Annotated in this window: 22 protein-coding genes; 13 read left to right on the top strand and 9 right to left on the bottom strand. The window is 72.3% G+C overall.

Annotated features, from left to right (window positions below; all coding sequences use genetic code 11):
- Positions 1 to 149 precede the first annotated feature (149 nt).
- The 3 genes from purM to OG618_RS20630 all read right to left on the bottom strand — a co-directional run bounded on the left by purM (position 150) and on the right by OG618_RS20630 (position 4,107).
- Positions 150 to 1,235: a phosphoribosylformylglycinamidine cyclo-ligase gene (gene purM, locus OG618_RS20640; RefSeq protein ID WP_329489014.1), complete on the bottom strand. Its 1,086-nt coding sequence runs from the start codon at positions 1,233 to 1,235 to the stop codon at positions 150 to 152.
- 78 nt (positions 1,236 to 1,313) lie between these two features.
- Positions 1,314 to 2,897 carry an amidophosphoribosyltransferase gene (gene purF, locus OG618_RS20635; RefSeq protein WP_329489013.1) on the bottom strand — a complete coding sequence of 528 codons (1,584 nt, stop codon included), beginning with the start codon at positions 2,895 to 2,897 and terminating at the stop codon, positions 1,314 to 1,316.
- A gap of 361 nt (positions 2,898 to 3,258) precedes the next feature.
- On the bottom strand, positions 3,259 to 4,107 hold the full coding sequence (locus tag OG618_RS20630) for a diacylglycerol kinase (RefSeq protein WP_329489012.1): 849 nt from the start codon (positions 4,105 to 4,107) through the stop codon (positions 3,259 to 3,261).
- Positions 4,108 to 4,233: 126 nt separating this feature from the next.
- On the opposite strand from OG618_RS20630, the gene OG618_RS20625 reads away from it, so the two are divergent.
- Both OG618_RS20625 and OG618_RS20620 read left to right on the top strand, forming a co-directional pair.
- A complete protein-coding gene (locus tag OG618_RS20625) occupies positions 4,234 to 5,517 on the top strand; it encodes an adenylosuccinate synthase (protein ID WP_329489010.1) in 1,284 nt (427 codons plus the stop codon).
- A 122-nt stretch (positions 5,518 to 5,639) separates the two neighbouring features.
- Positions 5,640 to 6,242, top strand: coding sequence for a GNAT family N-acetyltransferase (locus tag OG618_RS20620; protein WP_329489009.1), 603 nt, complete (start codon positions 5,640 to 5,642; stop codon positions 6,240 to 6,242).
- Positions 6,243 to 6,318: 76 nt separating this feature from the next.
- Here OG618_RS20620 and OG618_RS20615 read toward each other — a convergent pair whose 3' ends face one another.
- Complete coding sequence (locus OG618_RS20615) at positions 6,319 to 6,735, bottom strand: ATP-binding protein (protein ID WP_329489008.1); 417 nt, start codon at positions 6,733 to 6,735, stop codon at positions 6,319 to 6,321.
- A gap of 288 nt (positions 6,736 to 7,023) precedes the next feature.
- Between OG618_RS20615 and OG618_RS20610 the strand changes: the two genes are divergently transcribed.
- The 6 genes from OG618_RS20610 (at position 7,024) to metG (ending at position 11,921) form a co-directional block, all read left to right on the top strand.
- Positions 7,024 to 7,920 carry a DUF5753 domain-containing protein gene (locus tag OG618_RS20610; RefSeq protein WP_329489007.1) on the top strand — a complete coding sequence of 299 codons (897 nt, stop codon included), beginning with the start codon at positions 7,024 to 7,026 and terminating at the stop codon, positions 7,918 to 7,920.
- Positions 7,921 to 7,924: 4 nt separating this feature from the next.
- Positions 7,925 to 8,125, top strand: coding sequence for a DUF397 domain-containing protein (locus tag OG618_RS20605; RefSeq protein ID WP_329489006.1), 201 nt, complete (start codon positions 7,925 to 7,927; stop codon positions 8,123 to 8,125).
- Positions 8,126 to 8,202: 77 nt separating this feature from the next.
- On the top strand, positions 8,203 to 8,391 hold the full coding sequence (locus OG618_RS20600; protein WP_329489005.1) for a DUF397 domain-containing protein: 189 nt from the start codon (positions 8,203 to 8,205) through the stop codon (positions 8,389 to 8,391).
- Positions 8,392 to 8,432: 41 nt separating this feature from the next.
- Positions 8,433 to 8,825 (top strand): hypothetical protein, encoded by a 393-nt coding sequence (locus tag OG618_RS20595; protein WP_329489004.1) that lies wholly within the window; start codon positions 8,433 to 8,435, stop codon positions 8,823 to 8,825.
- Positions 8,804 to 9,979: a damage-control phosphatase ARMT1 family protein gene (locus tag OG618_RS20590; RefSeq protein WP_329489003.1), complete on the top strand. Its 1,176-nt coding sequence runs from the start codon at positions 8,804 to 8,806 to the stop codon at positions 9,977 to 9,979. Before OG618_RS20595 ends, OG618_RS20590 begins: the two co-directional genes overlap by 22 nt.
- 211 nt (positions 9,980 to 10,190) lie before the next feature.
- Positions 10,191 to 11,921, top strand: a complete 1,731-nt coding sequence (metG, locus tag OG618_RS20585) for a methionine--tRNA ligase (protein WP_329489002.1) — start codon at positions 10,191 to 10,193, stop codon at positions 11,919 to 11,921.
- A 70-nt stretch (positions 11,922 to 11,991) separates the two neighbouring features.
- Here the strand turns inward: metG and cutA are convergent, their stop codons facing one another.
- Together cutA and OG618_RS20575 are read right to left on the bottom strand one after the other, a co-directional pair.
- Positions 11,992 to 12,321 carry a divalent-cation tolerance protein CutA gene (gene cutA / locus OG618_RS20580; protein WP_329489001.1) on the bottom strand — a complete coding sequence of 110 codons (330 nt, stop codon included), beginning with the start codon at positions 12,319 to 12,321 and terminating at the stop codon, positions 11,992 to 11,994.
- 155 nt (positions 12,322 to 12,476) lie between these two features.
- The gene (locus tag OG618_RS20575) at positions 12,477 to 12,944 is read right to left on the bottom strand and encodes a MarR family winged helix-turn-helix transcriptional regulator (RefSeq protein ID WP_442906833.1); all 468 of its coding nucleotides are present in this window, start codon (positions 12,942 to 12,944) and stop codon (positions 12,477 to 12,479) included.
- Between the two features lie 127 nt (positions 12,945 to 13,071).
- Between OG618_RS20575 and OG618_RS20570 the strand changes: the two genes are divergently transcribed.
- Both OG618_RS20570 and OG618_RS20565 read left to right on the top strand, forming a co-directional pair.
- Positions 13,072 to 13,482, top strand: coding sequence for a DMT family transporter (locus tag OG618_RS20570; protein WP_329488999.1), 411 nt, complete (start codon positions 13,072 to 13,074; stop codon positions 13,480 to 13,482).
- A gap of 62 nt (positions 13,483 to 13,544) precedes the next feature.
- Positions 13,545 to 13,865 (top strand): DMT family transporter, encoded by a 321-nt coding sequence (locus OG618_RS20565; RefSeq protein ID WP_329488998.1) that lies wholly within the window; start codon positions 13,545 to 13,547, stop codon positions 13,863 to 13,865.
- A gap of 44 nt (positions 13,866 to 13,909) precedes the next feature.
- On the opposite strand, the gene OG618_RS20560 is transcribed toward OG618_RS20565, so the two are convergent.
- Positions 13,910 to 14,884 carry a class I SAM-dependent methyltransferase gene (locus OG618_RS20560; protein ID WP_329488997.1) on the bottom strand — a complete coding sequence of 325 codons (975 nt, stop codon included), beginning with the start codon at positions 14,882 to 14,884 and terminating at the stop codon, positions 13,910 to 13,912.
- A 403-nt stretch (positions 14,885 to 15,287) separates the two neighbouring features.
- On the opposite strand from OG618_RS20560, the gene OG618_RS20555 reads away from it, so the two are divergent.
- Entirely contained in the window at positions 15,288 to 16,343 is a 1,056-nt protein-coding gene (locus OG618_RS20555; RefSeq protein ID WP_329488996.1) for an aldo/keto reductase, read from the top strand.
- A gap of 50 nt (positions 16,344 to 16,393) precedes the next feature.
- Here the strand turns inward: OG618_RS20555 and OG618_RS20550 are convergent, their stop codons facing one another.
- On the bottom strand, positions 16,394 to 17,296 hold the full coding sequence (locus tag OG618_RS20550) for an NAD(P)-dependent oxidoreductase (protein ID WP_329488995.1): 903 nt from the start codon (positions 17,294 to 17,296) through the stop codon (positions 16,394 to 16,396).
- 97 nt (positions 17,297 to 17,393) lie between these two features.
- On the opposite strand from OG618_RS20550, the gene OG618_RS20545 reads away from it, so the two are divergent.
- A complete protein-coding gene (locus tag OG618_RS20545) occupies positions 17,394 to 17,753 on the top strand; it encodes a winged helix-turn-helix transcriptional regulator (RefSeq protein ID WP_329488994.1) in 360 nt (119 codons plus the stop codon).
- A 136-nt stretch (positions 17,754 to 17,889) separates the two neighbouring features.
- Here the strand turns inward: OG618_RS20545 and OG618_RS20540 are convergent, their stop codons facing one another.
- Positions 17,890 to 18,312 (bottom strand): DUF350 domain-containing protein, encoded by a 423-nt coding sequence (locus OG618_RS20540; protein WP_329488993.1) that lies wholly within the window; start codon positions 18,310 to 18,312, stop codon positions 17,890 to 17,892.
- A gap of 160 nt (positions 18,313 to 18,472) precedes the next feature.
- Between OG618_RS20540 and OG618_RS20535 the strand changes: the two genes are divergently transcribed.
- Complete coding sequence (locus tag OG618_RS20535) at positions 18,473 to 18,820, top strand: hypothetical protein (protein WP_329488992.1); 348 nt, start codon at positions 18,473 to 18,475, stop codon at positions 18,818 to 18,820.
- The last annotated feature ends 4 nt before the right edge of the window (positions 18,821 to 18,824 follow it).

Below are 18,824 nucleotides of genomic sequence, written 5' to 3'. Positions count from 1 at the left end.
GGCCCGCGCGCCCAGAGCGCCGGGCCGGTTTTCGGCGTTCCCCGGGTCCGGTTGCTCCGCTCCGGCCCCGCCGGTCCCGTCACGGCTCCCCGGACACGCGAAGGGCCCCTCCCGCGGTCTCCCGCCGGAGGGGCCCTTCGTCATGCCGCTCAGCCCGCGGTGAAGGCCTCGTAGGCGTTGTAGAGCGCCGCGCCGCCCTCGTGCTCACCGGAGCGCTCGACGATGTCGCCGAGCAGCCAGGACTCGACGCCGCGGTCCTCCAGGATCGACAGCACGACGTCCACCGAGTGCGGCGGGACGACCGCGACCATGCCGACGCCCATGTTCAGGGTCTTCTCGATCTCCAGGGTGGCCACCTTGCCGACCTCGGCGACGGTCTGGAACACCGGCAGCGGCGTCCAGGTACCGCGGTCCAGGCGGGCGTGCAGGCCGTCCGGGATCACCCGTGCCAGGTTGGCCGCCAGGCCGCCGCCGGTCACGTGCGAGAAGGCGTGCACCTCGGTGGCCCGGGTGAGCGCCAGGCAGTCCAGCGAGTAGATCCGGGTCGGCTCCAGCAGCTCCTCGCCGAGCGTGCGGCCGAACTCCTCGACCTTGCGGTCCAGCTTCCAGCCGGCCTCGTTCAGCAGCACGTGGCGCACCAGCGAGTAGCCGTTGGAGTGCAGGCCGGAGGCGGCCATCGCGATCACCACGTCGCCCGCGCGGACGCGGTCGGCGCCCAGCAGGGCGTCCGCCTCGACCACACCGGTGCCGGCGCCCGCCACGTCGTACTCGTCCGGGCCGAGCAGGCCCGGGTGCTCGGCCGTCTCGCCGCCGACCAGGGCGCAGCCGGCGAGCGCGCAGCCCTCCGCGATGCCCTTGACGATCGCGGCGACCCGCTCCGGCACGACCTTGCCGACGCAGATGTAGTCGGTCATGAACAGCGGCTCGGCGCCGCAGACCACCAGGTCGTCCACGACCATGCCGACCAGGTCGTGGCCGATGGTGTCGTGCTTGTCCATGGCGGCGGCGATGGCGACCTTCGTCCCCACGCCGTCGGTGGCCGAGGCCAGCAGCGGCCGCTCGTAGCGCTTGAAGGCGGACGCGTCGAAGAGCCCGGCGAAACCGCCGATGCCGCCGACCACCTCGGGGCGGCTGGCCTTCTTCACCCACTGCTTCATGAGCTCGACGGCGCGGTCGCCCGCCTCGATGTCGACGCCGGCGGCGGCGTAGGTGGCGCCGTTCTGGTTCGTGGTCACTGCGGTGCGGCCCTTTCGGGTCAGTGGGGGTTGGAACAGCGGTGGGGCCCCGGGTTCCGGGACCCCACCGTCAGGTCGTTACGGGCGGCGCAGGGCGTCGGCCGCGCCCGCTCCGCCGAGCAGGGACTGGACGCCGTCCAGGTCGCTGCCGCTGGTCGGCTTGCCGCGGACCGCGGGCGGCTGCTGGCCGCCCTTGATCTCGGCCTCCAGCAGGAGCTTCCCGAGCAGCGCCGGGTCGGGCAGCTCCATCGGGTACTCGCCGTCGAAGCAGGCCCGGCAGAGCCGGTCCTTCGGCTGCTTGGTGGCCTCGATCATGCCGTCGATCGAGATGTAGGAGAGCGAGTCCGCACCGAGCGTGCGGCCGATCTCCTCGATGGTCATGCCGTTGGCGATCAGCTCCGCGCGGGTGGCGAAGTCGATGCCGAAGAAGCAGGGCCACTTGACCGGCGGCGAGGAGATCCGGATGTGGACCTCGGCCGCGCCGGCCTCGCGAAGCATCTTCACCAGCGCGCGCTGGGTGTTGCCGCGGACGATCGAGTCGTCCACGACCACCAGGCGCTTGCCCTGGATGACCTCGCGCAGCGGGTTGAGCTTCAGCCGGATGCCGAGCTGGCGGATGGTCTGGCTGGGCTGGATGAAGGTGCGGCCCACGTAGGCGTTCTTCACCAGGCCCGAGCCGTACGGGATCCCGCTGGCCTCGGCGTAACCGATGGCGGCCGGGGTGCCGGACTCCGGGGTCGCTATCACCAGGTCGGCCTCGACGGGCGCCTCGGCGGCCAGCCTGCGACCCATCTCCACGCGGGAGAGGTGCACGTTGCGGCCGGCGATGGAGGTGTCGGGGCGGGCCAGGTAGACGTACTCGAAGACGCAGCCCTTGGGCTTGGCCTCGGCGAAGCGGGAGGTCCGCATGCCGTTCTCGTCGATGGCGATGAGTTCGCCGGGCTCGACCTCGCGGATGAAGGAGGCGCCGCAGATGTCCAGCGCCGCCGTCTCGGAGGCGACCACCCAGCCGCGCTCCAGCCGGCCGAGCACCAGCGGGCGGATGCCCTGCGGGTCGCGGGCGGCGTAGAGCGTGTGCTCGTCCATGAAGACGAGCGAGAACGCGCCCTTGACCTTGGGCAGGACGAGCTTGGCCGTCTCCTCGATGGAGAGGTCCGGGTGGCCCGCGAGGAGGGCGGTCACCAGGTCGGTGTCGTTGGTCGCGGCGGACCGGCCCGAGCGGGAGACGTGCTCCTCACCGGGCAGTTCGGCGACCATGGCCGCCAGTTCGGCGGTGTTCACCAGGTTTCCGTTGTGCCCGAGGGCCAGCGAACCGTGAACGGTCGCGCGGAAGGTCGGCTGGGCGTTCTCCCAGACCGAGGAACCGGTGGTCGAGTAGCGGGCGTGTCCGACGGCGATATGCCCGTGCAACGACCCCAGGGAGGCCTCGTCGAAGACCTGGGAGACGAGTCCCATGTCCTTGAAGACGAGAATCTGGGAGCCGTTGCTCACTGCGATGCCCGCGGATTCCTGACCGCGGTGCTGCAGGGCGTAAAGGCCGAAGAACGTGAGCTTGGCGACCTCCTCGCCGGGAGCCCAGACACCGAAGACGCCGCAAGCGTCCTGGGGGCCTTTCTCGCCGGGAAGAAGATCGTGGTTGAGTCTTCCGTCACCACGTGGCACGCCTTCGAGTCTAGGGCAGTTGGCACAGGCTTCCGGAACCAGGGCGGCGCGGATTCTTGGGCGATCGCTCGGCAACGCGCGTAGACAAAACCCCTTACCGGGGGCGGATTTCGAGGGCGCGGAATTCGGGCGAGGGGCGCTTGGCCTTGTGGGTCGCGCCCGTTGGGGCCTTTCCGCCCGCGGACGGCCCGGAGGTTAACGGCGGGCAACGTGAGCCTGCTCACCCAGGGGCCGACGGGGGCCGGGCGGGGCCGCCGGGCCTCGCGGGGCCGTCTTCGGCCCTCCGCTTCGACCCCTTCGGGCCTCGGTTCAGTCCTCGGGTTCAGTCCTCGGTTCGGCTCTCCCCTGGCCTCCCCCGGCCTCAGGTGCTCGGGAGCAGGAGCCCCCAGGCGCCCGGGTGCACCGTCCAGGTCCGGTCCCGGACCGGGCCCACCGGCTGGCCGTCCGCCTCGTAGCCGAACCCGCGCCCCGTCACCGCGAGGGTCGCCGCCCGGGCGCGCACCAGTGCGCCGGGCGTGCGGACCACGATCTCCATCACGCCGCCGATCGCCTCCCCGCCCGGCAGGGTCACCTCGACCACCCGGACCGGCTGGTCGAGGTCGGCCAGCAGCCGGCCGTCCGCCTCGACCCGGAGCAGCGCGCTGTGCTCGCCCCGGCCGGCCTCGACCGTGAGTGAGGTCCCCTGCTCGGCCGCAGCCAGTTTCGCCCATAGCGAACGCCAGCCACCCGTACGGCCCGCTATCCGGCGCGCTCCGCTGCCGGAGATCCGCACCGTGCCGAGCGCCACTCCGCCACCGTCGTCCACCAGCAGGTCCAGCTTGCGCGGCACGCCGCCGAGCACCGCCCGCGCGGCCGGCACCGGCTCGCCCGGCACACCGAGCGCGCGGGCCGCCACCAGCTCGTCGGACCGGCCCACCGGGACCATGCCGACCGGGTCCGCACCCAGCTCACGCTGGCGGTAGAGGGCTTGGAGCACCCGTTGCATCGCCAGGTCGGAGCCGATCACCACCGGTCGGCGGCGGCCCCGGTGCGAAAGCACCCGGTCGAGTTCGGAAGGGCTCTCCGGGTAGGCCACCTTGGCGTCCGTCCCTCCGCACAGGACGTCCCTCGCGATCCGCACCGACTCGCCGTCGGTCTGCCGGGCCGCCGGGTCGAGGAGCAGGAGGAGCGGTTCGGGGCCGCCGGTTGCGGGCGTGGACAGGGACGACACGACCGGTCCTTCCTCAGGTAATCTCTCGGTGCAAGAGCCCCTTGCGCTATTGCGCCAGGGGCTTCGTCTATCTCGGGGCAGACTGCGGCCTTCGCAGGATGCCCCAACCGGAAGGGGTGTACGCCTGTGCCGGCACTCGTGCTCGTTGGCGCTCAGTGGGGGGACGAGGGCAAGGGGAAGGCGACCGACCTCCTCGGCGGCTCCGTCGACTACGTCGTTCGCTACCAGGGCGGCAACAACGCCGGTCACACGGTGGTCATCGGCGACCAGAAGTATGCCCTGCACCTGCTGCCTTCCGGCATCCTCAGCCCGAATGTGACGCCGGTGATCGGCAACGGCGTCGTCATCGACCCGGGCGTGCTGCTCTCCGAGCTCAGCGGGCTGAACGAGCGCGGCATCGACACCTCCAAGCTGCTGATCTCGGGCAACGCCCACCTGATCACGCCGTACCACCGCACCCTGGACAAGGTCACCGAGCGCTTCCTCGGCAAGCGCCGGATCGGCACCACCGGCCGCGGCATCGGCCCGACCTACGCGGACAAGATCAACCGCGTCGGCATCCGGGTCCAGGACCTCTTCGACGAGTCGATCCTGCAGCAGAAGATCGAAGCCGCGCTGCACGACAAGAACCAGCTGCTGGTGAAGCTCTACAACCGCCGCGCCATCCCGGCCGAGCTGGTCCTGGAGGAGTACCTCGGCTACGCGGACAAGATCAAGCCGTTCCTGGCCGACACCACCCTGGTGCTCGACGAGGCGCTGAAGGCCGACAAGGTCGTCCTGCTGGAGGGCGGCCAGGGCACCCTGCTCGACGTCGACCACGGCACGTACCCCTTCGTGACCTCGTCGAACCCGACCGCCGGCGGTGCCTGCACCGGCGCCGGCATCGGCCCGACCAAGATCGACCGGGTCATCGGCATCCTGAAGGCGTACACCACCCGCGTCGGCTCGGGCCCGTTCCCGACCGAGCTGCTGGACGCCGACGGCGAGGCGCTGCGCCGGATCGGCGGCGAGCGCGGTGTGACCACCGGCCGCGACCGGCGCTGCGGCTGGTTCGACGCCGTGATCGCGCGCTACGCGACCCGCGTCAACGGCCTGACCGACTTCTTCCTCACCAAGCTGGACGTGCTGACCGGCTGGGAGCAGATCCCGGTCTGCGTCGCGTACGAGATCGACGGCAAGCGCGTCGAGGAGCTCCCGTACAACCAGTCCGACTTCCACCACGCCAAGCCGATCTACGAGACGCTGCCGGGCTGGACCGAGGACCTCAGCAAGGCCCAGACCTTCGCCGACCTGCCGAAGAACGCGCAGGCCTACGTGAAGGCGCTGGAGGAGATGTCGGGCGCCCCGATCTCCGCCATCGGCGTCGGCCCGGGCCGGTACGAGACGATCCAGATCAACTCGTTCGTCTGAGCCTGAGCATGTGAGGCCCTGCGGGACACTGCGTCCCGCAGGGCCTTCTTCTTGGCATTTTGGATCTGCACTAGTGCAATAATCTCTTGCATCTAGTGCAGAGTTTGGCTACTTTCGGGATCATGACTGCGAAACTGCCTGCCCCCGTCACCCTGACCGGCCGCCACGTCCGCCTGGAGCCGCTGAGCCGGGACCACGCGTCCGACCTGTGGGCCACCGTCGGCCCCGACCCGGACGTCTGGCGCTGGATCCCGTTCCACCCGCCGACGACGGAGGAGGAGCTGGGCGAGGTCCTCGACATCCGCCTGGCCGAGGTGGCGGCCGGCACCGCCGTGAAGTTCGCCGTGATCGACCTCGCGAGCGAGCGGGCCGTCGGCATCACCGGGTACTACGACTTCAGCGCCCAGAACGAGCTGGTCGAGATCGGCGGCACCTGGTACGCCCGGTCGGCCTGGCGGACGGCGATCAACACCGAGGCCAAGCTGCTGCTGCTCGTCCACGCCTTCGAGGACCTGGGCATGGGCCGGGTGTTCTGGAAGACGGACGCGCTCAACGACCGCTCCCGCAACGCGATCCTGCGACTGGGCGCCCAGTACGAGGGCATTCACCGTCGGGAGAAGCTGCGGGCCAATGGGGTCTGGCGCGACAGCGCCTACTTCTCGATGCTGGCGGACGAGTGGCCGACAGCCAAGTCCCGTCTGGTGGAGCGCCTTTCCCGCGGCTGACGGCTCGCGATGAGCTGCGCGACGATGCCGACGAAGAGCACCGACACCAGCAGCCCGGCCAGCAGGAAGACACCCATCAGCCGCCGACCGCCACCACGGCCCACACCGCTTTGCCGTACGACCCGATGAGTTTCACACCCCACTCATCGGCAAGCCCGGCCACGAGGTCAAGCCCCCGTCCGCTTGTACGGGAGTCGTTCGGATCCGGGCGGACGACGGGGGCGGCGGAGGCATCCGAGACGGCGATGTAGAGCCTGCCGCACCGGAGTTCGAGCACGACGGTCGGCGGGCCGTCACCGTGGACCAGGGCATTGGTGACCAGCTCGGAGAGGACGAGGCAGGGGGCGTCGGAGTCGAGGCCGATGCTGCGGAGGGTGTCGCGCAGGAGGCGGCGGAGCGCCCCGACGATCTCCGGCAGGGCCGGCGGGAAGAGGTCGAGCCTGAACTCGACAGCCGGGTCGGAGGCCGGCGGGCGAAGGAGCGGGAGCAACATCGACTGTCTCCAGTCCAGTTGAGGTGAGGGTGCGGAGGAGAGGGCCATCCCCCGTGGCTTGCCCCCGCCGACGATGAGGAGGACAGGCGTCGGCAGCCTGCACGCCCATCCGGGGTGCACTTCGGGGTCATCGATGAACCATCAGTAAGTGATTCGCTACTCAAGGTAGGCTCACCCCCTCATTAGTGCAACCACTCGCAAGGGTGATCCTAGATTGACCCTCCCCAGCGAGTGGCGGCGTGCCGCCCCAGCGCGCGACACTGCCGATGCCACGGGAAGGGACGAACTTTGGCTCTACGAGCGCACATCAGCGAGCGCCAGCGTCGGTACGGCGCCGAGGTGCGCCGCCTTCGCCTGGACGCCGACATCGCGGTGCAGGCGGCCGCGGCACACATTGGGATGCGCGGCCCGCAGCTGAACCACATCGAAGCGGCACGCACCGGCCTCGACGAGGACAGGATGCGCCTGCTCGCAGCCCTCTATGGCTGCACGAATGAGGAGTACCTGGCCACACTGGCCGCGATGGGTTCGAGCGATGGCAAGGGCTGGTGGAGCCGGCACCGGCGCAAGGTCCCCTCCTTCGCACTGGACCTCGCCGAGTTGGAGCACTGGGCAACGTCGGCGTATCTCAACTACGAGACATTCCTGGTGCCCGGGCTGCTGCAGACCGAGCAGTACATGCGCAAGCTGTTCGAGAACAGCGAGACATCGCTCTCCGTCGAGGAGATCAACGACACCGTGTGCTTCCGCCGCGACCGGCAGCAGGCTCTCGACGGGCCCGCCTCGTTCCGCTTCGTCATCCATGAGGCGGCGCTGCTGATGGCCTTTGCCGGAGGCGATGTCATGCGAGGCCAGCTCGCCCACTTGCTCGAAGCGGCCGAGCGTCCAAACGTCACCATCCAGATCTTCCCGTTCAGCGTCAGGGCGACGCTGCCGTACAGCGGCCCGTTCCTCATCACCGAACCGGCCTCTTCCGCTCTCTCCACCGTCGTGATCGATGCCCCGGGCGAGTCTGCATTCAATGACCTGCCTGAGGCCGTGGCCCAGTTCCGCAGCAGGTTCGATGCCCTCTCCAGGCTTGCCCTCCCGCCCGGCGACCCGACTACCTCATCCCGGCCACAGTCAGGACGGGACTCCTGGGGCGTCATCCAACACATCAAGCACGGTCTGGAATTGGAAAGGTAGAGGCATGCCTCAGCAGTGGCAGAAGTCGACCAGCAGCTCCCAGGACGGAGGGAACTCCGTAGAGGTCTCCACAAACAGTGAAGGCCTGGTCGAGATCCGCGAGTCCGACGACCCCGACTCGATCGTCGTCACCACGCCCAGGAAGTTCGCCCTCTGGCTCGAAGGGGTCAAGCGCGGCGAGTTCGACCACTTCGGCCGCGCCTAGACGAATCGTTCCGGCGGCCCCTCGCAGGGTGCGAGGGGCCGCCGGGTCAAGTCCACCGATCTGAAAGGTTGAGGAGCATGAACGACTGGAAGAAGGCCTCACTCGGCGGCGAGGCCCACGAGTCCCTGGAAGTCCGCACCGCCGACGACATGGTCGAGATCCGCGATCCCGATACCGGCGACATCATCGTCCGCACCACCCCCCGCAAGTGGGCCGCCTTCCTCCTCGGCGTGAAGGCCGGCGAGTTCGACCACTTCGTCGCCTGACGCCCCCCCCCCCCCCCCGCAGCGGCGACTGTCTCCTGCACGTGGAGCTGCGCGCCGACAACCTGCTGATGCGCGACGGGGCTGCCCTCGCCATCGACTGGTCCCACCTCCACCAGGGCGCCGCCTGGATCGCCCCGGCCTTCCTCGTCCCGCAACTGATCCGGGCCGGCCACACCGCCGGGCGGGCGGAGGAGCTGATCGGGCGCGCCACCTCCTGGAGCGACGCCCCGCCGCGGGCGGTCACCTCGTTCGCGGTCGCCCAGGCCGGATACTGGGAGCGCAACTCCCGCCTCCCGGCCCCGCCCGGCGTGCCGTACCTGCGCGACTACCAGCCCGCATGGCGGCGGTCGGACGGACCTGGATCGCCCACCGGACCGGGTGGCGCTGACCGACCGACAGAGACGAGCCGCCCGTGCCGACCAGCGCGCCCCTGATCCGCAGTGACGTCCCCGGCTCGTTCCCCTGGGGCGTGTTCCACGAGCGGCATCCGAAGCTCCTGGGCCAGGTCCTCGACGCGCTGCCGTACGGGCCCGGCGAGCGGGCGGCGGTGGAGCGGCTGCTGGTGGAGAGCACCACGGGCGTCCTGACGCCGCCGGGCGCGGGCGTCCACGACCGGGAGCGGTGGCTGGCGTGGGGCGAGGGGCTCTGGGGCCGGCCGTGGGGCGAGGCGCCGTTCCTGTGGGCGGAGAACTGGTTCTACCACCGTCTGCTCGACGCCACCGGCTACTTCCGCCCCGGGGCCTGGCAGGGCATCGACCCGTTCGGCCCGTTCAAGGCGGCCGAACTGGCGGGCCCGGCGGTGGACGACGAGCTGGCCGCGCTGGAGCCGCTGGGCGAACTGCCACCCCGGCAGCGGGCGCGCGCCCTGGTGACGTCGGCCCTGTGGGGCAACCGCGCGGACCTGAGCTTCGGGCTGACGGCGGCCGACGACGGCCCCGTCGCCGAGCTGGTCGCCGACGACAGCGCGGTGATCTGGACCGAGCTGGAGCGGACCCGCGGCGGCCGGGTCTGCGTCGTCGCGGACAACGCCGGCCGGGAGCTGCTGCCGGACCTGGTGCTGATCGACCACCTGCTCGACGACGGCCTGGCCGCCGAGGTGGCGCTGTACGTGAAGCCCCGGCCGTACTTCGTGTCGGACGCGACCCCGGCCGACCTGCTCGCCACCGTCGAGCGCCTGCGGGCGGCGCCCACGCCCCGGGCGGCGGCGATCGGTCGGCGGCTGTGGCGGGCCCTCGGCACGGGTGAACTCACCGTCCGCGCCGACGCGTTCTTCTGCGCGCCGTTGACCTTCCACGACCTGCCCGCCGGCCTCCGGGCGGAGTTCGCCGGGGCGGCCCTGACGGTCTTCAAGGGCGACCTCAACTACCGCCGCCTGGTGGGCGACCGGCTCTGGCCGCCGACCACCCCGTTCGCGGCGGCGGTGGCGCACTTCCCGTCCTCCGTCGCGGCGCTGCGGACGCTCAAGTCGGACGTGGTCGTCGGCGTCGAACCCGCCGTCCTCGCCCGCCTGGAGGCCACCGGCGCTCCGTGGCGCACCACCGGCCGGCACGCGGTCGTCCAGGTGCACCGCCGGGCGGCCGCGGGCTGACGGCGGCCGCGCGCCGTCCGAGCGGTGAAAAGGGCGGGAGGAGGCCGCCCGGGCTTCGATACACTGCGCACGCCCACAGTGGACCTTCGCTCTGTGTGGCAGCCCGGAGCCCGGCCGACTGCGGCGCGGCCTCCGTTGCGGCCCCCAGACCCTGCGCCTGTCACGGCACTCCGGGCTGGGGTGCGTGCGGGAGAAATTGGAGCATCCGAGGATGGCTCGGCACCTGATCACCAGCGCCCTTCCGTACATCAACGGGATCAAGCACCTGGGCAACATGGTCGGGTCCATGCTCCCGGCGGACGTCTACTCCCGGTACCTGCGCCAGCGCGGGCACGAGGTGCTGTACATCTGCGCCACCGACGAGCACGGGACGCCGGCCGAGCTGGCCGCGCAGGAGGCCGGGCTGCCGGTCGCCGAGTTCTGCGCGCAGGCGCACGACCAGCAGAAGGCCGTCTACGACGGGTTCCGGCTGTCGTTCGACCACTTCGGGCGCAGCTCCTCGCAGCAGAACCGGGAGATCACCCAGGAGATCGCCCGTGAGCTGCACGCCAACGGGTTCATCGAGGAGCGGGCGATCCGCCAGGTGTACTCGGTCACCGACGGGCGGTTCCTGCCGGACCGGTACATCGTCGGCACCTGCCCGCACTGCGGCTACGACAAGGCGCGCGGCGACCAGTGCGAGAACTGCACCCGGGTGCTCGACCCGACGGACCTGCTGGAGCCGCGCTCGGCGATCAGCGGCAGCTCGGACCTGGAGGTGCGCGAGACGAAGCACCTCTTCCTGCTCCAGTCGAAGCTGACCGACCAGGTCGAGGAGTGGGTCGACGCGCACGGCGACCAGTGGCCCGTCCTGGCGTCCTCGATCGCCCGCAAGTGGCTGACCGAGGGGCTGCAGGACCGCGCCATCACTCGTGACCTGGAGTGGGGCGTTCCGGTGCCGGCCGACGTGTGGCCGGAGCTGGCGGCCGCGGGCAAGGTCTTCTACGTCTGGTTCGACGCCCCGATCGAGTACATCGGCGCGACCAAGGAGTGGGCGGACTCGGCGGCCGGCGGCGAGACCCGGGACTGGAAGTCCTGGTGGTACGAGGCCGACGACACCGTCCGGTACACGGAGTTCATGGCCAAGGACAACGTCCCGTTCCACACCGTGATGTTCCCGGCCACCCTGCTCGGCTCGCGCAAGCCGTGGAAGAAGGTCGACTACGTCAAGGCCTTCAACTGGCTGACGTACTACGGCGGCAAGTTCTCGACCAGCCAGAAGCGGGGCATCTTCACCGATGTCGCGCTGGAGCTGCTGCCGGCCGACTACTGGCGCTACTTCCTGATGGCGCACGCCCCCGAGTCGGACGACTCCAGCTTCACCTGGGACCTCTTCTCCTCGGTCGTCAACAAGGACCTTGCCGACACCCTCGGCAACTTCGTGAACCGCGTGCTCTCCTTCAGCCGCAAGCGGTTCGGCGACGACGTCCCGGCCGGGCACGCGGCGGGCGAGGCGGAGCAGCGGCTGGGCGCGCAGATCGCCGACCTGCTGGCCGAGTACGAGGCCCAGCTGGAGGCGCTGAACTTCCGCAAGGCCGCGCAGAGCCTGCGCACGCTGTGGAGCGCCGGCAACGCCTACCTGGACGAGAAGGCGCCCTGGCTCCAGGTGAAGACCGACCCCGAGGCCGCCGCGCTGACCCTGCGGACGGCGATGAACCTGATCCACCTCTACGCCGTCGTCTCCGAGCCGTTCATCCCGGCGGCGGCGCAGGCCATGCGCGAGGCGTTCGCGCTCGCGGACGACGCCCCGGCCCGCACCCGGGCGTGGGTGAGCGCCGAGGAGGCGCGCGCGCTGGACTTCGTGCCGGCGGGCACCGCGTTCACCGTGCCGCCGGTGCTGTTCGCCAAGATCACCGACGAGGACCTGGCCGCCTGGACCGCCCGCTTCGGCGGCGGTGAGTAGCGGCACACCGTAGGTGTGGTGGCCCCCGTCGCCGGTCGGCGACGGGGGCCGCTCCTGCGAGGACGGCCGGTCAGGGGCCCGTTTCGGCGGCCACCCAGGCGAGGTAGTCGCCGCTGCCGGAGACCACCGGGACGGCGACGACCTCGGGGGTGTCGTAGTCGTGGTGCTCGGTGATGAACGCGGTGAGCCGGGTGGTGAGCCCGGCGCGGGTCTTGAGGTCGACGCGCCACTCGGCGCTCTCCCGCACCTCGCCGTCCCAGCGGTAGACCGACCGGACCGGGTAGAGCTGCGCGCACGCGGCCAGCCGCTCGCGCACCGCGGCGGCGGCCAGGGCGCGGGCCTTGGACTCGTCGTCGTGGGTGGTGGTGACCACGACGACATCGGGATTCGAAGCTGCCATGCGGCGACCGTACCGCCCGGCGTTCGGCACCGTCGGACCCGGCATTCGGCACCGGGCCGCCGGCGTTCGGCACCGGGCCGCGCAGGAAGTCGGCCGGGTCGACTTCCTGGGCGCGGGGGGGCGGATGCGGGTACGGGAGCGGCCGGGTGGTGCGCTCAGCCGAGGGAGCGGCGGGCCGTACCGAGGAGCGGGGCGAGGTCGGGGGCGGCGGCGGCCTCCTCGTCCAGGGCGGCGCCGAGGGTCTCCTCGTAGGTGGCGCGGGCCTCCTGGTGACGGGCGCGGCCAGCGGCGGTGATCACCGTGTAGACGCCGCGCTTGTCGTCCGGACAGAGGTCCCGGTAGGTGAAGTCCGCGGTGTGCAGGCGGGCGACCAGGCGGGTGACCGAACTCTGGTTGAGGCCGAGGACGGCGGCGAGGTCCTGCATGCGCAGCTCGCCCTTGGGAGCCTCGGAGAGGAAGCCGAGGGCGCGGTACTCGGAGAGGCCGAGCCCGTGCCGGCGCTGGAGGGCGGTGGCGAGCCGGCCCTCGACATGGGCGTGGAGGGCGGTGAGCCGGCTCCACATCCGGGAATCCGACGGCCCGGCGTCCGGGTCGCCGCTGGTGGGGCTGGGTTCCGGGTCCATGGGCTGCTCCTGGCACAGGCGGGGCGGATTGACACAGGTTACTTGTACATGCATGCTCTTGCCCAGTCGACATCAATTTGCACATACATGCAATCACTTACCCGCGACGAACCCGGGGGGTTCTCCCATGGCCTGGATCTACCTGCTGATCGCCTCGCTCTTCGAGGTCGTCTTCGCCCTCGCGACCAACGCCACCCACGGCTTCACCGTGCTGGGCCCGTCCCTGCTGACCGCCGGAGCGGCGGCGGGCGGGATCTTCTTCCTCAGCCTCGCCCTGAAGACCCTGGACGTCGGGGTCGGCTACACGGTGTGGACCGGGATCGGCTCGGTCGGCACCGTCGTCCTCGGCTCGGTGATCTTCCACGAGTCGATGAACCCCGGGAAGGCGGCGGCCTTCGTCCTGATCATCGGCGGGGTGCTCGGCCTCAAGCTCTCCGACCGCCCCGGCGGCGCGGAGCAGCCGGCGGGGAGCGCCGGGCAGCCGACCGGGGGCAGCGACCGGCCGACCGGGAAGGCCGAGCGGCCGGCCACCGCCTGATCGCGCGCCGCCGACCGACCCCGCCCTCCCCCGCCGCCCCACCACCCAAGGAGCCCACCGTCATGGCCTGGATCTTCCTCGCGATCGCCGTCGTCTTCGAGATCGTCTTCGCCCTCGGCACCAACGCCACCCACGGCTTCACCAAGCTCTGGCCGTCCGTCCTCACCCTGGTGGCCGCCGCGGGCGGCATCTTCACACTCAGCCTGGCGCTCAGGACGCTGGACGTCAGCGTCGGCTACACCATCTGGACCGGGCTCGGCTCGATCGGCACGGTCGTCCTCGGCGCCGTGCTCCACAAGGAGCGGATCACGCTCCCCAAACTGCTGTCCTTCGCCGCGATCATCGCCGGCGCCGTCACCCTGAAGCTGGCCTCCGGCCTCTGACCGGCGGCGGGCGCGCCGTCCGCGCGCCCGCCGGGCGGTCCCCGTCAGGCCGTGCCGGTCGCCCGGGCGGTGTGGACGGTGATGGCGGTGAGGTAGAAGGCGTCGGGGCGGTCCAGGATGCCGGTCGGCGCCTCGCGGTCGAGCAGGGCGTCCAGAGTGGCCAGGTCCTCCGCGTCCAGGCCAGCGTCCACCTGGGCGCGGCGGCGCTCCAGATGGGCGTACAGGTGCTCGCGCCCCGGGGCGGCGAGCGGGGCCGGCCACTCCACCAGGAAGGTGCGCGAGCCGGCCGGGGTGAGGCCCGCGCGGGACAGCATGCCCGGCCAGTCCTCCACCTCCGCCACGGAGCCCGGGAGTTGGGCGCGCATGGCGGCGAAGACGTCCTCATGGGCCGCGTCCAACCGGGCCTGCAGGCCGGGGCGGCCGAGGCCGAGGTCACGCGGCAGGAAGCGCAGCGGCAGACCGCGCTCGGCGACGGCGAGCAGACCGCCCGGACGCAGCGAGCCGGCCAGCTCGGTCAACGCCGCCTGCTGGTCGCCGAGATGGTGGATCGCCTGGGAGGACCAGATCAGATCGGCCGTGCCCAGCCCGCCGAACTCGGCGGGCAGCTCGGCCTGCCGGGCGGTGACACGGCCGGACGAACGGGCCACCGCGCGCTCCAGCAGGGCGGCGGACTGGTCGACGGCGACCACCTCGGCGGCCGGGAAGGCATCGGCGAGCACGGTCGCGACGACCCCCGGGCCGCTGCCGATGTCGAGCACCCGCCCCACGGGGATGCCGTCCATCAGCTCGCCCAGCCACCCGGCGGCCCCGACGAACGCGGGGGTGTTCAGCTCGCCCTCGCGCTCCAGGTAGGTGACGAGCGCCGCCCAGTCCGGCTCGGACCCGGAGCCGTGGTGGCCGTGATCGTGGCTGTGGCCATGGCCGTGCGCGTCGGCGTTCGCCGACTCGGGAGCGGGGGCGGGGGCGGGGGCGGGGGCGGGGGCGGGAGCGGGGGCGTCGTGGTGGTGCGGGCGGTGCATGGGGTGCTCCGTTCAGGTCGGTGGCGGCTTCGGCGTCGGCATCGGCATCGGCATCCGGACCGGCGGCTTCACCGCGCGGCGGCGGGTCCGGCGAGCCCGGCAGCGGGTCCGGCGGCGGATCCCGGCGGCGACCGCACCGGTGCGGTCGCCGGCACCGCCAGCCTGCGACGAGCCCCGCATCATCGGCAAGCTTTGTTGCCGGTTCCGCAAACCGTGCCCCGGCCGGTCCCCCGGTGCGACACCGGACGAACGCGCGGCGACCACCGGGGTCACGCCGGAGCCGGTCACCGACGGAACGCCGCCGCCCCTTGCCCTGGAGTGCACTCCAAGATCTACCGTCGGGGGCGAGCGACCCGGCTCCCGGCCGGGGACGGCCACCCACCACAGCAGGGGGACCAGCACCATGCGCTACCGCATCCTCGGCGGCACCGGCATCGAGGTCAGCGCCTACTGCCTCGGCACCATGATGTTCGGAGCGGTCGGCAACCCCGACCACGACGACTGCGTCCGCATCATCCACACCGCCCTCGACCAGGGCATCAACTTCGTCGACACCGCCGACATGTACTCGGCGGGCGAGTCCGAGGAGATCGTCGGCAAGGCGCTGCAGAGCCGCGGCAACCGCGACGACGTCGTCCTCGCCACCAAGGTGCACTTCCCGATGGGCGAGGGCCGCAACCGGGGCGGCAACTCACGGCGCTGGATCATCCACGAGGTGGAGGAGAGCCTGCGCCGGCTGCGCACCGACCGGATCGACCTCTACCAGGTCCACCGGCCCGACCACACCACCGACATCGAGGAGACCCTCTCCGCACTCGGCGACCTCGTCACGGCCGGCAAGATCCGCGCCTTCGGCTGCTCGACCTTCCCCGCCGCGGAGATCGTCGAGGCGTACCACGTCGCCGAGCGGCGCGGCCTGTCCCGCTTCCGCACCGAGCAGCCGCCGTACTCGCTGCTCGCCCGGGGCATCGAGCGGGACGTGCTGCCGACCGTCCAGCGGCTCGGCATGGGCGCGCTGACCTGGAGCCCGCTCGCCTCCGGCTTCCTCACCGGCCGCTACCGCAAGGGCCGCCCGATCGACCTCGGCACCGGCCGGGCCGCCCTCCACCCGGGCCGCTTCGACCCCGCGCTGCCGGTCAACGTGGCCAAGCTGGACGCCGTCGAGGAGCTGACCGCGCTCGCCGAGGACCTCGGCCGCACCCTGCCCGAACTGGCCCTCGCCTTCCCGCTGGCGCACCCGGCCGTCACCTCGGTGATCATCGGCCCGCGCACCGGGGAGCAGCTGGCGGCGGCCCTCAAGGGCGCCGACCTCACCCTGGACGACGCCGCCCTCGACCGGATCGACGCCATCGTGGCGCCCGGCACGAACGTCTACCACCCGGACGGCGTCTGGCAGCCGCCCGCCCTCACCGACGCGGCGCTGCGCCGCCGCCCCGCGACCGACCGCGCGGCGGGCTGAGGGCGCGGCGGGCTGAGGGCGGCGAGCGCCGGCCCGCCCGCCCGCTCCGCCTACCGGCGCAGCAGGTCGACCACGCCGGTCAGGTCCTCCGCACCGGAGCCCTCCGCGAGCCGGCGGGCCATCAGCGCGAAGTACGGGGCGAGCAGCTCGGCGCTGACACCCTGCTCCTCGGCGGTGCGCAGGAAGGTGGGCGTGCCGGCGACCTGCATTGCGAGGTTGGAGACCACGCCCACGGTGTAGTCACCGCCCTCCAGCTGCAGGGCGGTCCGCGTCACCGAGCCGGCCATCGCCCGGAGCCAGGAGGTCAGCAGCGGCGCGAGGTCGCTCGGGGCCACCGCCTCCCCGCCGATCAGCGCGAAGGCGTGCGCCACCCCGGCGAACATGCCGTACATGGCACTCAGCAGCGCCACGTCGTACAGGGCGGCGAACCCGGCGTCCGCCCCGACGAAGCGGGTGCCGGCCGGGACGGACAGGGTGTCGCGGTGCTCCTCGAACAGCGCCTGCGAGCCGCTGTAGAAGACGTACGGACCGGCCTCGGGAACGCCGATCATCGGCGGGACGGCCATGATCCCGCCGTCCAGGTAGCGGCCGCCGCGCTGCTCGACCCACGCGGCGCGGGCGCGGGCCAGGCCGGGGGTGCCGGTGACGAGGTCGACCACGTCCCGGCCGGCCAGGTCGACGCCGTCCAGCGCCGCCTCGACGGAGGCGTCGTCGAGCAGGCAGACGACCACCAGGCGGTTGGCCGCGACCGCCTCGGCGGGGGTGGCGGCGACGGTGGCGCCCAGGGCGGCGAGCGGTTCGGCCCGCGCGGCGGTGCGGTTCCAGACGGTCAGCGGATGCCCGGCGGCGAGCCAGGTCCGGGCCAGCGCGGTGCCCATCGCGCCGAGGCCGAGCAGGGTGAGGGAGGGAGCGGGGGTGGACTTCGACACGGGGTCAACGCTGTTCTCTGCCATGCCGATCAGGCTCGTCGCCCGGGCCGCCGGCCGACAAGTACGCACCTCGAAGTGGGTGGTTACCCTGGGGTGAGCGAGCAGGTCGGAAGGGGTGGGCATGGCGACGGTGCCGAGGCCGGGCGGGTACGTCTGCGGGATCGACGCGGCGATGGACGTGATCGGCGGCAAGTGGAAGGTACTGATCCTCTGGGCGCTGGACGAGCGGCCGAACCGCCGCTTCGGCGAGCTGCGCCGCCTGGTGCCGGGGATCACCGAGAAGGTGCTCGCCGCCCATCTGCGCGAGTTGGAGGCCGACGGCATCGTGCGCCGCGAGGCGTACGACGAGGTGCCGCCGCGCGTCGAGTACTCGCTGACGCCGGTCGGGGCGCGGCTCAACGCCGCGCTGGCACCGCTGGGGGCCTGGGGCCGCGAGCACGTCCTCGGCGGGGCCCCGCACCCCGGCGGGGGAGCCGCGTAGGGCCCGGACGGCGCGCGGGTCGGACGGCGCGGGTCGGACGGCGCGGGTCGAACGGCGCGGGTCGGACGGCGCGCGGGTCGGACGGCGCGGGCCCGGACCCGCAGGGGGGGCGGGCGCCCGGGCCTCCGACGGGGGCTCAGGCGATCGCGGCCGCCACGATCGCCGCCACCGCGATGTTGCAGCTGGCGGTGACCCAGACCGCCGGGTGCGGCTCGGGGTCGACCAGGATCGCGCCGAGCTTGCCGGGCGTCAGGACGTCCACCGCCCAGAACGCGACGGCCATCAGCACAAGGCCCAGCAGGCCGAAGCAGGCCGTGGAGACGAGGCCCTTGCCGAAGTCCTCGTAGGTGTACATGATCGCCGTGAAGACGATGCCGCCGATGCCGAGCAGCGCGGAGCTGAGCACCGCGGCGGCGTTGCGGTTGCGCTCCACCCAGATCTGGTGGCCCAGCTTGCCGGGCGTCAGGACGTCGACCAGGCCGACGCCGAGGAGCAGCAGCACCACACCGACGGCGCCGAAGGCGGCCGCCGCACCGAGGCCGTGCAGGATGTCGTTCATGGGTGTTCGTCCCCCGTGTCCGCTCACTGGAGGCCGCCCGGTCCGGCTCGGCCCGGTCCGACCGTCAAGGATCGGCAAAACATATCCCATCGGGCGTGGCCGGAACAGGAATCCGGGGCCCCTCCCGTACCATCCCGGCCCACGCGTACCATCGGGCGCCATGACGCCGTCCCAGTCCCCCAGCACAGCCACCGGCACCGGCAGCCCGGGGCCGGACGCCCGGCGCCGCTCGGGCTTCGTCACCCTCGGCATGGTCGGCACCCTCGCCCTGGCGCTCTCCGGCTGCTCCTCCGGCGGCGGCACCCCGCCGAGCCGCTGCGTCGACCCGACGACGCTCAAGGTGCTCGACAGTCACGCGTGCGCGGGCGGCACCACCGCCGCCGCCGGCCGCTGGTACTACTGCGGCTCCGGCGGCACCACCGCGCTCGGCGGCACCTTCGACAAGGCCGCCACCAAGCGCGGCGGGTTCGGCTGCCCCGCCGGCTCCAGCGGCTCGGGCGGGGGCTGACCGC

It is taken from the genome of Kitasatospora sp. NBC_01246 (assembly GCF_036226505.1).
Classification (GTDB): Bacteria; Actinomycetota; Actinomycetes; order Streptomycetales; family Streptomycetaceae; genus Kitasatospora.
The sequence above is the reverse complement of the archived record's forward strand: the minus strand, read 5'-3'. Positions and strand labels throughout refer to the sequence as shown.